Source organism: Mycobacterium sp., from assembly GCF_032161845.1.
Classification (GTDB): domain Bacteria; phylum Actinomycetota; class Actinomycetes; order Mycobacteriales; family Mycobacteriaceae; genus Mycobacterium.
In genome coordinates this window covers 23,272-36,107 of sequence record NZ_JAVRQA010000195.1, presented here as the reverse complement: position 1 = coordinate 36,107, position 12,836 = coordinate 23,272, and the positions used below count along the sequence as shown (strand labels likewise).

Sequence of the window (12,836 nt, the reverse complement as noted above, 5' to 3'; positions counted from 1 at the left end):
ACGTCCGCGGGGGGTGTTCAGTCGCCAACTCTTCCTTGGCGAGACCCTCGACACCGAACAGATCCAAGCCAGGTACCACGACGGGGTCCTGCGGTTGAGCATTCCGGTCGCTGAAAGAGCGAAACCGCGCCGCATCACGATCGCTAGCAGTCAGGAAAAGGAAGCCATCAACGCCTAACCCAGGGGTCGGGCGGCGGCGAGCATCCCGTCAAAGGAGGTGAGCGAAATGACCACCGACGCGCTGACCGACGCCGTGCTCGACGAAGCGGAGGCCATCGTGCGCGCCGAATGGCTGCGCCTGCAGCACGACGAAGCCCCGCCCGAGCGCGCACCCTGCGCGGTCGGCAGCGAGATGCCCGCCGCCCGGCCCCGTCCCGTCACGGCCGCCACCGTGACCGCGACCGTTGAACGGTCGCGTCCGACACCGCCGAGACGTCGGACAGGGTGGCCATTCAAAGCTGTACTGCAGCAACCAGTTTGGCCTACGCAGCGGTCTCCCCCGCAGCACGGCGGGGTAATGCCGAACAGCGTTGAGCATAGAGAGGTGATGCCCTGAACGATGATCATGAGTTTGCAGTGACCCGTGCGTCGCCCGCAGCAGCCAATAAAATTGCAACTGCGCCCAATTCAGCATCACGACGTGGACTGACGTGCGCACCGCCACCGACAGTGGCACCTCCGACGCGGACCGCGCGCGACGTCACTGCATAGCCGGGCCCGCCGCCGGTACCTCGTACCGGCGGCGAGCACCGGTAGCGGCACAGCCGCGAACGACGACTACGGGGGCCGCCAGCCTCCGACACACCATGTACTTGCCGCTGTGGGGGTTGGATTGGCATGACCGAAGATCTCAATCCCTACGCTGTGCTGCGGGTGAGCTCCCACGCCACCCTGGCAGACATCAACCACGCGTTTCGAGCCAGGTTGCGGGCCCTGCACCCCGACACGCGTCACCCCGAATCGGGTGGCACGGCCAGTGACACAAAGTTGCAGCAACTCATCGCCGCCTATCATCTGCTGCGCGATGCCCAGGACCGCGCCCAGCACGACCGCAATGCCGGTGCCGCCACCGCCCCGCCACCGCAGCGACGTCCACGCCCGTCGGGGTCGTTCCCTGTCTCAGCGAGTCCTGATGGGCCAGTGACGATCCCCGTCACTCATCGCGCCAGCCGAGCGCCCGCAGCACGGGGTCCGCTATGGGCCGGTCCGGTGCGACGCCATCGGTGACCATCGATCTTGGCCTGCCAGCTCACCTTTCGCCGACCAGCAGCCACAATGAGGCATGGAACTACCCGTGATGCCGCCGGTGTCCCCGATGCTGGCCAAGTCGGTTTCGGCGATACCGCCCGACGCCTCCTACGAGCCGAAGTGGGACGGGTTCAGATCCATCTGCTTCCGTCACGGCGACGACGTCGAACTGGGCAGTCGCAACGAGCGGCCGCTTACCCGCTACTTCCCCGAACTGGTGACCGCGGCGATCGCGGAACTCCCCGAGCGCTGCGTGATCGACGGTGAGATCGTCATCGCAGGAGCTCGCGGTCTGGACTTCGCGGCCCTGCAGCTGCGCCTGCACCCGGCCGCGTCGCGGGTCAGCCTGCTCGCCGAGCAGACGCCTGCCTCGTTCATCGCCTTCGATCTGCTGGCCCTTGGTGACGACGACTACACCGGGCGCCCGTTCGCCCAACGTCGCGCGGCCCTCGTCGAGGCGCTGGCCGGCTGCGGCCCGACGATCCACCTCACCCCGGCGACCACCGACCTTCGCACCGCCGAGGGCTGGTTCGACGAGTTCGAGGGCGCGGGCCTCGACGGCGTCGTCGCCAAACCGCTGATGGGGACCTATCAGCCGGACAAGCGGGTCATGTTCAAGATCAAGCACCAGCGCACCGCCGACTGCGTCGTCGCCGGCTATCGCGTGCACAAGTCTGGCGAAGATGCGATCGGGTCACTGCTGCTCGGGCTCTATCGGGCGGACGGCGCCCTAGCATCGGTCGGCGTGATCGGTGCGCTCCCGATTACGAAGCGGCGCCAGCTGTTCACCGAATTGCAGTCGCTGGTAACCACTTTCGACGATCACCCGTGGAACTGGGCGGCGCACGCCTCGGAGCAGCGCAACGGTGGCGGTTCACGCTGGAGCGTCGGCAAGGACCTGTCCTTCGTGCCGCTACGGCCAGAGCGGGTGGTCGAGGTCCGCTACGACCACATGGAGGGCGAGAGGTTTCGCCACACCGCGCAATTCAACCGCTGGCGTCCCGACCGGGATCCACGCTCGTGCACGTACACCCAACTCGAGATCCCAGTCACCTTCGACCTCGGCGACATCGTCCCGGGACTTGGCTAGCGTGCACGTTCTCGAGAGGAGAAATTGGTGAACGCCGGTGCCTCCGCCCGGTGGGATGATCGTGGGATGGGAATTTCGTCTTTCACGCGTCGGACGGTCGGACTGGCCGCGGCGGTCATACTCGGTGGCGGCCTGCTGGTGGCGACTCCGGGAACGGCCTTTGCGTCGGTTCCCGTGGTATTCGAGTTGACCGGCACCTTCGGTGACGGCGTGCAGGTGTCCTACTTCGGCGCCAACGACGAGCCCATCGTCGAGGTCGCGGGCCTGCCGTGGTCGACGGCCTACGACTACAACGGCAGCGCGCGTTCGCTGACCTTCACCGGCATCCATCCCGGCGGCGACCCTGGTTCGGTGACCTGCAAGGTGTCGATCAATGGCAAGACGATCGTCTCGCACACCAACAACGCGCCAAAGGCCGCCGGGGTGGGCGCCTACTGCAACGTCGTCGACCTTGGCTCCGGATACCGCGGCAACTAAAGCGTCGGCCGCTTCGCGGCCGCATACAGATGGACCAGCCCGGACGCCACCGCGAACCGCGGGCCATGCGCACCGTCGATATTGGCCCGCCCAACGACGATTGACGTGGCGCGTAGGGCTTCTGTGACCGTGCGCAGCAATTCGTCGTCGAGCGCCCCTCCCCCGGCCAGCACGAGCGCAGGCGGTGCTTCGTCGAAGGCCCGTAGGCACCTGACGATGTTCGCCGCGACGGTCTCCTGCTTGATGGCAAGACGCAGACTGCGCCACTCCTCGGCGGCCAGCTTGTTCGAAAATGGCACCAGCCCAGCGCTTCCACGCGTACACAGCCGCCCGATCGCGTCGGCGGGGGCCGGGCTGTCCAGGAACAGTCGGCGGCCGTCCTCCTCGTGCGCGACGTGCGGGCCCTCCACCCGCAGGGCGGGGGTTCGCTTGACGCGCTCCGCGAGCGCACGGGGGATGCTGAGCACCCTGGCAACGGCGGTCGTAATCGCTTCTCCCGCACCGGCTGCCGTGACGGCCCGGTCCGAACTGATCAGGTCGATGGTGCCGCCGCCGATGTCGCAAACGATGGTGCCCGGCGGCAGGCCCGGAGTGGTGCGGGCACCGACGGCAGCGGCGTCGGGCTCTCCTGCGACGGTGTGGGTCCGGCGCCCGGTGAGTTCCTGCAGGGTCTGCGCTGCGTCGGCGACGACGTCGGCGGCCAGCAGTGCGACGACGGTGCCGCGGGTGTCGGCGACGCCGCGCCGCAGCCAGGCCCCGTTGTCGATCGACGAGAGGTCGGTGAAGAACGCGTCGTCGACGGCGATGCCGTCCTGCGCGGTCCGGATCGACTTCAGCCGTACTTCGACGACATTGCCTGGCGGCGTGAGCCGCAAGATGCTGTGCGCCTGCGCAGGCGTGTACCGCACCAGGCGGCCGTCGACGCTGCAGTCGACGTAGTCGTCGTCGACCGCAGGTGGATCGGGCGGCCCGGTGCGCGCGGTGACGGCGATGGCCGGGGAATCCGCCAGTTCCCTGGTGAACTCGGCGACTTCCCGGATCTCGTCGGTACCGAGTTCCAGTGCGACACAGAGCGCGATCGGATCGGCCATCGCTCGGTAGGCTCGGCCCTCGGCGACCACCTCGACTGCTACCAACGCACCGGGTGTGACACCGTCGAGCACGACCTCGTCGACGACCGGCACGTCGATCGAGATCCGGTTGCGAATCAACACGGCGTCGTCCTGCGCGGCGAGCACCCCGGCGACGTGCCATCCGCGGGCCACGGCCGCCGAGATTTCCCGCGCCGCCACTTCGAAGTCGGTCGCCGAGTCAACGGAAACTATTGTCGGACCGTCGATTACGTCTCCGACCAGACTGCTCAGCGGCCGGTGCCTGCCCACGCCGAAGCCCGTTCCCGCCGGCGTGCTGGCATCGACCGCACGGAGGCTCCGCACGGGCGAGCGCGGCGAAGAAGGCGGCGGCAGTGGAGCGGTGGCGGTGTCCACCGGCCGCAGCGCAGCCAAGAGGAGTTCCTCGGCCGCCACCCCCGCTTCGACCTCGAGCTTCTGCAGGAGTGCCGCGGCGCCTTCTAGCGAGTCCCTTGAGCCCTTTCGTCCCCGCGTGGGCCCCTGCCCGTGGGCGACCTGTTCCACCGCGTTCGCGGTGACGCGCGCCAGGACGATCTCCGTGGTGTGGTTGCCGACGTCCACCCCGGCTACCACGACCTTCACCGCAACAGTCCCCGCCTCGCATAGACGACGCCGGCCTGACGCACCAGTTCGGCGCAACGTGACGCCCCTCGAGTTTCGAGCGACACCCGCAGGGTCTCCAACTCCTCGGCCGTCGAGCGGTGCGGACGCAGCGCCTCGTAGAGCTGCATCAATTCCTCGTCCTCGATGAGCGCGAGTTCCGCTGCGCGGAGGAAGTTCTCGGCCAGCTGCGGGTTGCCACCCTCTTCGGCGACGACGGCCTGGTGAGCCAGCGTTGCAGGGTTCATCCGAAGGTCGGCCAGGCTCAGGTTGCCGTTGACGGCGGCTTCGACGGTGAAGTCGTCTGCGTTCACGAGCGCCTCACCTCCACCGTGAGAGGCGCCTGCCCCGGCTCGCTGGCTTCACGCTCGAGGGCGACGAGCGCAACGGCCCTCGCGTGGTAGCGGGCGGAGATGGACTCGTCGGTGCCGCCGGTGAAGATCGGGACGGGCGCCATCCCCTTGGCATGTCGGGCGGCGTTCTTGCCCAGCTCGCGATACATCCGATCGGTCAACAAGGGGGCGACGCTGAACAGTTCCAGATTCGCCAGCGGTGCCAGATCACGTCGATGGATCAGTGCGGTTCCCTTGCCCTGCAGGCCTATTCCGATACCTGACCCAGACAGTCGGGCGGCGGTCAGCCCGATCATGCCGACGTCGATCGTTGAGCGGATCCGAACCAGACGTGGCACGCAGCCCTCTTCCTCCAGCCCGGCCGAAATCTGCCGCAGCACCTCACCGACCGTCAAGCCGCACAGCGACAGCCAGACCGTCCGACCCAACGCAGGCGAGAGGCCGATGCACACTTCCCGCGGATCGCTGCCCTGCCTGGCGGTCTCGACGTCGGCGAACCTGACGTGGTCGCGGTGCTCGGCCTGGTCGGCCGTCAGCTCCTCGGCGGTGCGGGCCTGCCGGATGGCGTCGATCTCGGCGCGGCGCTCCGCCGTCAGCGCGTATCCACTTCCGGGACCGGCGTAGTCATTTGGGTCGGTGATCTTGGAGAGCACCCGCATGTTCCCGTCGAAGATCGCCGAGGTTTGCAGTTGATCGCCGCGCAGACGCTCTCTGGTCAGGTGCATGATGGCGGCGGCTTCCTCGTCGTAGCCGGTGCGCTTGAGCGAAGCGATGACGTCGAACACGGTCAGCTGTTTGGCCTCGATCGCCGTGGCCGCTTCCGCGACGGCCTTCGGGTCTCCTGGCGACAGATCGCGAGACCCGTTGGCCACCACCACCGCATCCACACGGTCGTCGTCGAAGTCCGCAAGACCGAGGTCGCGGTACACCGCCTGCACGGCCGACGCGGCGCGACGGCGAACGCGTGCCAGGTGCTCGGGCGCCACGGTGCGCAGGCCCCCGTCGACGCCCCAGTCCCGTTGCAGCACCAGGAAGTCGTCCATATCGTCGGAGTTGAAGTTCGACAGCGCAAAGGCGTTGTCGTAGCGCGGGATCGACCCGAAACCGGAGAAGATGAAGTCCGCTCCCGCCAGCAGGACGGGCAGGGTGTGCGCGCTGCGGCGGATGTCGGATTCGGAGATCAGATTGTCGTTGCCCGCACAGGATTCGAGATCGCGCAGCATGACCATCAAGTTTTCGGCGAGCAGTTCCTTCATGCCCTCGGGCACCGAGGCGACTACACCGACGCCGTCGATGCCGCCGTTCTGCACGCCCTGGGACCCCAACGCCCGCGCCAGCGAAACACAGCGCGACTCCAGGTACAGGATCGAGCACTTCTCCGCCGCACCCATCAGCACCTCGGCGCCGCCACCGCTCGTCACCCGCATCTTGAGACCGCGCGACGCGTAGGCGGAGGTGAGGATCGCCTTCGAGAACGGAGTGTCGTCACCGTCGACGAACACCTGCTCGGTGCCGTAGAGGGAGATCGTCTCCGCGTAGCTGGTCAAGCCGCGCAGGCCCAGCCGCAGCTCCAGCGCCTCTTCGATCGAGCACTGGGCCATGGCGCCCGGGATGCCCACCTGGCTGCCGATCAACAGCGCGACGGCGTTGGACGGCGCGTCACCCAGTACCGGCACCGTGGTCTCCACTTCGCGGAACCCGTACGCGACGGCACTGGCCGCATCTGCCGCAATCAGCAGCGGATCGTCGAGCTGGTTGGTCACGTGCGCCTGATTGCTCGGGGTCCTTCTGGCCCGCATCCTCGTCATCGCCATCTGCATCTCGACGGGGGAGAGCACGGCGACGACGCGCGCCAGCTTGGCGGGCGTGATGCCACCGATGAGGCGGACCACCTCGGCGCGGGGCACGTTGAAGTCGACGGTCATCCGGGCCAGCGCTTCATCGTCGAGCGCCATGGCCTCCTCGGCGACGTCGAGATCCACCCCGTAGAGCGCGATGAACTCGTCGATCACGTCGAAGTTGGCGGCCGACTTCCCGTCGAGTTCGACGACGATCCCGTCCTGCACTACCAGCGACGGCTCGGGATCGAACGGACTTCGCATCGCGACCAGCCCGAGTTCGGGGTTGGTGACGCTGAAGCCGTCCAGGTTCACCGGCTTGGCGTCGAGGACGCGGAACCGGCCAAGGTCATCCATCAGCGGTCCTCCTCGGCGTCCGGCTCGTCGGCCATCATTGTCGCACCGTGCGCGCAGGCCTGCGCTACTCCCTGACTTCGTTGTCCTCGTAGACGATTCGCCCGATCAGCTCGTAACGTCGCGGGTCACGGAACTTGAAGTACAACGCCATCGCGGCACCGAACACGAACAACCCGACCACGATCCACGGCGTCAGCTTGAACAGCAACGTCCCCGACGCCGCGCCCGCCGCCGCGTCCTTGTGCACCCACAGCAGGTAGACGACGTACAGCATGCCGATGCCGCCGAGCAGAGGAGCGAGGAACGTCTTGAACCAGTGCGCACTGGAGGGGTGGTTCTTGTGGAAGTGGAAGTACGCGATCACCGCGAACGCGCAGAGCGACTGCACGATCAGGATGGCCATGGTGCCCAGAATCGCCAACAGACCGTAGAGGTGCACGTAGGGGTCCATGCCCGCGAAGAAGAACGCCAGAATCAGCACCAGCGTGATGCCGGATTGCACGAACGACGCGATGTAGGGCGATCCGTGCGTCGGATGCGTGGCACCGATCGTCTTCTGCAGGCTGGTCGAAAGGCCCTCTCGGCCAAGCGCGTACAGGTAGCGCGATGCGCAGTTGTGGAAGGCCATGCCGCACGCGAACGATCCCGTCACCAATAGCAGCTTGAAGAGGGTGATGGCCCAGTCGCCGTAGGTGGACTGCACCGGGTCGAAGAAGATGTTGCCCGCCGTCGCCGGATCCTGCGCCAGTTCCACGGCCTTCTTCGGTCCCGTTCCTGCGATCGCCATCCACGAGATGAAGACGTAGAAGATCCCGACACCGAGCACGGCGATCATGGTGGCGCGCGGAATGATTCGCTTCGGGTCCTTGGACTCCTCGCCGTACATCGCCGTCGACTCGAAGCCGACCCACGACCAGAAGGCAAAGAACAGGCCAAGGCCGGCGCTGGCCCCTGCGACAGTGGCGGGGGTGAACGCCCCGATCGGGTTGAGCGTCTCGGCGACGGCGAACCCGGTCTCGGGGTTGCCGCCCTTGAACAGCACGGCGAGTGCGCCAAGCGACAGCATGAAGATCTCGGTGACCAGGAAGACGCCGAGCACCTTGGCCGTCAGGTTTACGTCGAAGTAGGTGAGGATGCAGTTCAACACCAGCATCAGCATTGCGGGTATCAGCCAGGGCACGGTGAGGTCGAACTCTGTCTTGACGAAGTCCTGGAAGAAGTACGAGAAGATGCCGATCAGGGAGCCCTCGAACACGATGTAGGCCATGGTGATCAGCAGCCCACTGGCCATTCCGACCACGCGGCCGAGGCCATGTGAGATGTAGCCGTAGAACGCACCGGTGGTGGTGATGTGCTTGGCCATCGTCGCGTATCCGATGGCGAACAAGCCCAGCACGATGGTGGCGACGAGGTAGCCGGCCGGTGCGTGCGAGCCATTTCCGAAGCCAACGGCGATGGGAACGTTGCCCACCATCGCGGTGATCGGCGCGGCCGTGGCCACCGCCATGAAGATGACCGCCATCGTGCCAATGGCATTGCGCTTTAGCCGTTGAACTGAGTGATCTGTGTTTTCGTCGCGGGACACGACCTGATCGGCCATCTACGGACTCACCTTCCAGCGTGCGACAGGGGTGCGGTCGTGGCGCCAGTGTGGTCTGGCCCACAGTCGAACCTACGTATATTGGCACCACCAAATAGATCGCGCAACCGTTTCGGCTGTCCATTGACACCAATGGTCCGACCTTTTAGGGTGGGTGCGTCGTGGCCAGAAACTGGCTCGAGGCGTCTCAGGCAGGGAGTCCAGTTGTACGACTACGGCACGTTCTCGTTCGAGTCCAAGGCACAGGTACTGGAGCAGGCGAAGAAGTACTGGAACCCAGACAAGACGCAGTTCTGGACGGACGCCGGCGTCGACCTCGTCATCGACCGCAGGGAGGGCTACCTCCTGTGGGACATGGACGGCCGCCGCCTCATCGACATGCACCTCAACGGCGGCACCTACAACCTCGGGCACCGCAACCCCGAGGTGATGGCCGCCCTCATCGACGGCATGCAGTACTTCGACATGGGCAACCACCACTTCCCGTCGGTCGCCCGCACCGCCCTCGCGCAACGACTCGTCGCCTCGGCGCCTGCGTCGATAACCAAGGTGGCCTTCGGATCTGGTGGCGGCGAGGCGATCGACATCGCGCTCAAGAGCGCCAGACACGCCACCCAGCGTCGCAAGATCGTCTCGATCATCAAGGCCTACCACGGCCACACCGGATTGGCCGTCGCCAGCGGTGACGACCGGTTCTCCAAACTGTTCCTTTCCGACCGGCCCGATGAATTCGTGCAGGTACCCTTCGCCGACATCGAGGCGATGGAGCAGGCCCTGTCCGGCGGCGACGTCGCGGCGGTCCTGATGGAGACCATCCCCGCAACCTACGGATTCCCGCTCCCCCCAACGGGTTACCTCGAGGCGGTGAAGGAGCTCACCGAGCGCCACGGCACGCTCTACATCGCCGACGAGGTGCAGACGGGCCTGATGCGCACCGGTGAGATGTGGGGCATCACCAAACACGGCATCGAACCCGACATCATGGTGACGGGCAAGGGGCTGTCCGGCGGCATGTATCCCATCGCCGCGGCGATGCTCGGTGACAGGGCGGCACAGTGGCTCGACGAGGACGGCTTCGCGCACATGTCGACCTTCGGCGGAGCCGAACTCGGCTGCGTCGCCGCCATCAAGACGTTGGAGATCACCAGCCGCCCGGAGGTTCGGTCGTCGGTGCACGCCATCACCGACGTCTTCGCCGAGGGACTGGCCCGCATCCAAGCCGACCACCAGGACTGGTTCGTCGGCATCCGGCAGAACGGCGTGGTGATCGGCTTGGAATTCAATCACCCCGAGGGCGCCAAGTTCGTGATGCGCGAACTGTACGAGAACGGAATATGGGCGATCTTCTCGACCCTGGATCCCCGTGTCCTACAGTTCAAACCGGGTCTGCTCTTGAGTCGCGAGCTCTGCGACGACGTGCTAGAACGCTTGGACGCGGCGGTAGGCAAGGCCGCCGTGGCAGCGATGGCGAGGTAGGGCACGTGGTCGATGAGGGTTTCGTCGCCGACGACGTCGACGTCGCCGAACGCGCTCTCGCGGAATACGACCTGCCCACCGACTCTTCGCTGCGCCTGCTGAACCTCTCGGAGAACGCCACCTACGAGGTAGTCGACTCTCACACCGGCGTGCGGTCGATCCTGCGCGTGCACCGCAAGGGCTACCACCGCCCGCACGAGATCGAATCCGAACTGAACTGGCTCGAGGCCCTACGGCGCGACGGCGACGTCACGGTGCCGGTCGTGTGCCCGGCCCGCGACGGTCGACGCGTGGTCACCGTTGACCAGGATGGGACCGCACGCCACGTCGTGCACTTCGAGATGGTGGCGGGCACCGAACCCGACGAGAAGACGCTGACCGTCGCGGACTTCCACACCCTGGGCCGGATCACCGCTGCCCTGCACGATCATTCGACGACGTGGGTCCGCCCAGACGGCTTCGGCAGGTTCGCCTGGGATTGGCAGCACAGCCTCGGTGACCGACCGCGCTGGGGACGCTGGCAGGACGCCGCCGGGGTGGGGGCGCCGGAGGCTCTTCTGCTGGATCGCGCGAGCGGACTGCTGCAGCGCCGGCTCGAGGAGTACGGCAGCGGGCCGGACGTCTTCGGCCTCGTCCACGCCGACCTACGGCTGGCCAACCTGCTCGTCGACGGTGACGACATTACGGTCATCGACTTCGACGACTGCGGGTTCGGCTGGTACTTCTACGATTTCGGCACCGCGGTGTCCTTCTTCGAAGACGACCCATCGGTGCCGGAATGGCAAGAGGCCTGGGCGACGGGCTACCGTACGCGCCGTCGGTTGCCCGCATCCGACGAGGCGATGCTGGGATCCTTCGTGCTGCTTCGCAGGCTGCTGCTGCTGGCGTGGATGGGCTCCCACAGCCACTCCCGCGAGTCCAAGGCCATGTCGATCACCTATGCCAAGGGCAGCTGTGAACTCGCCGAACGCTATCTCACCTCCGACGGCCGTCGGCTGGCCTGACTCTCCCCCACCGAAAGGCACAACGCCATGTTCAAATCACTGCAGGGCCGCTCCGCCATCGTGACCGGCGGAAGCAAGGGCATCGGCCGTGGCATCGCCGAGACGTTCGCGAACGCGGGCGTCCACGTCGTCATCACCGGCCGCAGCCAGGTCGACGTCGACGCCACCGTGAGCGCATTGGCCGGTACGGCAGGCACCGTCACCGGATTGGCCGCCGACGTCACTAGTCCCGAAGAGTGCAGGCGCGTGGTCGCGACTGCAGTGGAACGCCATGGGGCGCTTGACATCGTGTGCGCCAACGCGGGCATCTTCCCATCGGGCCGGCTCGAAGACCTCACCCCCGACGACATCGAAGAGGTGCTCGGCGTCAACTTCAAGGGCACGGTGTACATCGTGCAGGCCGCCCTGTCCGCGCTGACCGAGAGCGGCCACGGCCGCATCGTCGTGACCTCGTCGATCACCGGTCCCATCACCGGTTACCCGGGTTGGTCGCACTACGGCGCCAGCAAGGCGGCACAGCTGGGATTCATCAGGACCGCAGCAATGGAGTTGGCGCCCAAGAACATCACCATCAACGCGGTGTTGCCCGGCAACATCATCACCGAAGGCCTCGTCGGCATGGGCCAGGAGTACATGGACCAAATGGTCGCGGCGGTGCCGGCAGGCCGGCTCGGCACGGTCGCCGACATCGGCAACGCCGCACTCTTCTTCGCGACCGACGAGGCCGGCTACATCACCGGTCAGTCGCTGGTCGTCGATGGTGGTCAGATTCTGCCAGAGTCCCAGGCGGCGATCGCCGAGCAATAGCTCGGTCTCCCGTAGAATTGGTCCAACCGAATTGCGAGAGGGGGTGACGCGTTGTCGAAGTCGACCGAGGAACTGCGGCGTCGAATCGTCGCAGACATCAACGCGGGCGTTCCCGGTGCGAAACTCGGCAGCGAACGCGATCTCGCCGAGCACTACTCGACCAGCCGCTCCAGCCTGCGTCAGATGCTCGCAGCGCTGGAGGAGGCCGGCCTCGTTCATCGCGTGATCGGGCGTGCGGGCGGCATCTTCATCAGCCACGCCCAAGTGCAGCGCAGTCTGTCCGACGTCGTCGGAGTGCCTGCCTTCCTTGCCAATCAGGGCTACGTCGCGGGAACTCGCGTGCTGTCGACGAAGATCACCTTGCCGGACCGCATGACGCAGAAGGCCCTGCAGATCGGCGAAGCAGACTTCGTCGTCGAGATCCAGCGGGTTCGCCTCGCCGACGGATCGCCGATCTCGTTGGAGTTGGCGCAGTTCCCCGCCGAAGCCTTCCCTGGTCTGCTCGAAAAGCAGCTCGGCGGATCGATCTACGAGATCCTCGAGAACGAGTACGGCCTGATCACTTCCCGCGCGGACGAGCGGATCGAAGCCGTCAACGCCACCCCTGACGAGGCCTCATTGTTGGCGATCAAACCTCGGTCGGCGCTGCTGCTGATCACCCGCATCACCTTCGACCAACACGACGTGCCATGCGAGTTCTCCCGCGACCTCTTCCGAGGGGACCGTACGAGGCTGGCCGTCACGGCCCAGGGACGCGGCATCGGAGTCCAGTCAGCCGCGGCCGCCGCGACGGTGGCCCTGCAGAGCCAGGACGTCAAGGCGAGCTGAGCTGTCGCGCAGCTGTTTTGAGTTCCAC

General features: G+C 66.4%; 13 protein-coding genes. 9 read left to right on the top strand and 4 right to left on the bottom strand.

Annotated elements, in window-relative coordinates; translation table 11 throughout:
* The 5 genes from QOD90_RS11545 to QOD90_RS11525 form a co-directional block, all read left to right on the top strand.
* On the top strand, nt 1-178 hold a 178-nt coding region (locus QOD90_RS11545; RefSeq protein WP_526349729.1), incomplete at its 5' end, for an Hsp20/alpha crystallin family protein.
* Between the two features lie 48 nt (nt 179-226).
* Entirely contained in the window at nt 227-556 is a 330-nt protein-coding gene (locus tag QOD90_RS11540) for a hypothetical protein (RefSeq protein ID WP_526349717.1), read from the top strand.
* A 281-nt stretch (nt 557-837) separates the two neighbouring features.
* Complete coding sequence (locus QOD90_RS11535; protein WP_526349715.1) at nt 838-1,227, top strand: J domain-containing protein; 390 nt, start codon at nt 838-840, stop codon at nt 1,225-1,227.
* 55 nt (nt 1,228-1,282) lie between these two features.
* Nucleotides 1,283-2,338, top strand: coding sequence for an ATP-dependent DNA ligase (locus tag QOD90_RS11530; RefSeq protein ID WP_526349713.1), 1,056 nt, complete (start codon nt 1,283-1,285; stop codon nt 2,336-2,338).
* A gap of 66 nt (nt 2,339-2,404) precedes the next feature.
* Nucleotides 2,405-2,815 carry an MmpS family transport accessory protein gene (locus QOD90_RS11525; RefSeq protein ID WP_526349711.1) on the top strand — a complete coding sequence of 137 codons (411 nt, stop codon included), beginning with the start codon at nt 2,405-2,407 and terminating at the stop codon, nt 2,813-2,815.
* Here QOD90_RS11525 and QOD90_RS11520 read toward each other — a convergent pair.
* From QOD90_RS11520 to QOD90_RS11505, 4 genes are all read right to left on the bottom strand, one after another.
* A complete protein-coding gene (locus QOD90_RS11520; RefSeq protein ID WP_526349727.1) occupies nt 2,812-4,518 on the bottom strand; it encodes a diol dehydratase reactivase ATPase-like domain-containing protein in 1,707 nt (568 codons plus the stop codon). The genes QOD90_RS11525 and QOD90_RS11520 overlap by 4 nt on opposite strands.
* A 5-nt stretch (nt 4,519-4,523) precedes the next feature.
* Nucleotides 4,524-4,793 (bottom strand): diol dehydratase small subunit, encoded by a 270-nt coding sequence (locus tag QOD90_RS11515; RefSeq protein WP_526349725.1) that lies wholly within the window; start codon nt 4,791-4,793, stop codon nt 4,524-4,526.
* Between the two features lie 62 nt (nt 4,794-4,855).
* Nucleotides 4,856-7,093, bottom strand: a complete 2,238-nt coding sequence (locus QOD90_RS11510) for a propanediol/glycerol family dehydratase large subunit (RefSeq protein WP_526349709.1) — start codon at nt 7,091-7,093, stop codon at nt 4,856-4,858.
* 64 nt (nt 7,094-7,157) lie between these two features.
* Nucleotides 7,158-8,693, bottom strand: coding sequence for an amino acid permease (locus QOD90_RS11505; protein WP_526349707.1), 1,536 nt, complete (start codon nt 8,691-8,693; stop codon nt 7,158-7,160).
* 204 nt (nt 8,694-8,897) lie between these two features.
* On the opposite strand from QOD90_RS11505, the gene QOD90_RS11500 reads away from it, so the two are divergent.
* The 4 genes from QOD90_RS11500 to QOD90_RS11485 are packed head-to-tail and all read left to right on the top strand — an operon-like array spanning nt 8,898 to nt 12,808.
* Nucleotides 8,898-10,169, top strand: a complete 1,272-nt coding sequence (locus tag QOD90_RS11500) for a class-III pyridoxal-phosphate-dependent aminotransferase (protein WP_526349705.1) — start codon at nt 8,898-8,900, stop codon at nt 10,167-10,169.
* 5 nt (nt 10,170-10,174) lie between these two features.
* Nucleotides 10,175-11,173: a phosphotransferase enzyme family protein gene (locus tag QOD90_RS11495; RefSeq protein ID WP_526349703.1), complete on the top strand. Its 999-nt coding sequence runs from the start codon at nt 10,175-10,177 to the stop codon at nt 11,171-11,173.
* Between the two features lie 27 nt (nt 11,174-11,200).
* Nucleotides 11,201-11,980: a 3-oxoacyl-ACP reductase FabG gene (gene fabG, locus QOD90_RS11490; protein WP_526349701.1), complete on the top strand. Its 780-nt coding sequence runs from the start codon at nt 11,201-11,203 to the stop codon at nt 11,978-11,980.
* A gap of 51 nt (nt 11,981-12,031) precedes the next feature.
* On the top strand, nt 12,032-12,808 hold the full coding sequence (locus QOD90_RS11485) for a GntR family transcriptional regulator (RefSeq protein WP_526349699.1): 777 nt from the start codon (nt 12,032-12,034) through the stop codon (nt 12,806-12,808).
* Nucleotides 12,809-12,836: the final 28 nt, after the last annotated feature.

What these genes read in the sequence shown, in the direction of transcription:
- QOD90_RS11530 (WP_526349713.1), top strand. Translation starts at nt 1,283, where the DNA reads ATGGAACTACCCGTGATGCCGCCGGTGTCCCCGATGCTGGCCAAGTCG.
- QOD90_RS11510 (WP_526349709.1), bottom strand. Translation starts at nt 7,093, where the DNA reads ATGGATGACCTTGGCCGGTTCCGCGTCCTCGACGCCAAGCCGGTGAAC.
- QOD90_RS11505 (WP_526349707.1), bottom strand. Translation starts at nt 8,693, where the DNA reads ATGGCCGATCAGGTCGTGTCCCGCGACGAAAACACAGATCACTCAGTT.
- fabG (WP_526349701.1), top strand. Translation starts at nt 11,201, where the DNA reads ATGTTCAAATCACTGCAGGGCCGCTCCGCCATCGTGACCGGCGGAAGC.
- QOD90_RS11515 (WP_526349725.1), bottom strand. Translation starts at nt 4,793, where the DNA reads ATGAACCCTGCAACGCTGGCTCACCAGGCCGTCGTCGCCGAAGAGGGT.
- QOD90_RS11525 (WP_526349711.1), top strand. Translation starts at nt 2,405, where the DNA reads ATGGGAATTTCGTCTTTCACGCGTCGGACGGTCGGACTGGCCGCGGCG.
- QOD90_RS11540 (WP_526349717.1), top strand. Translation starts at nt 227, where the DNA reads ATGACCACCGACGCGCTGACCGACGCCGTGCTCGACGAAGCGGAGGCC.
- QOD90_RS11535 (WP_526349715.1), top strand. Translation starts at nt 838, where the DNA reads ATGACCGAAGATCTCAATCCCTACGCTGTGCTGCGGGTGAGCTCCCAC.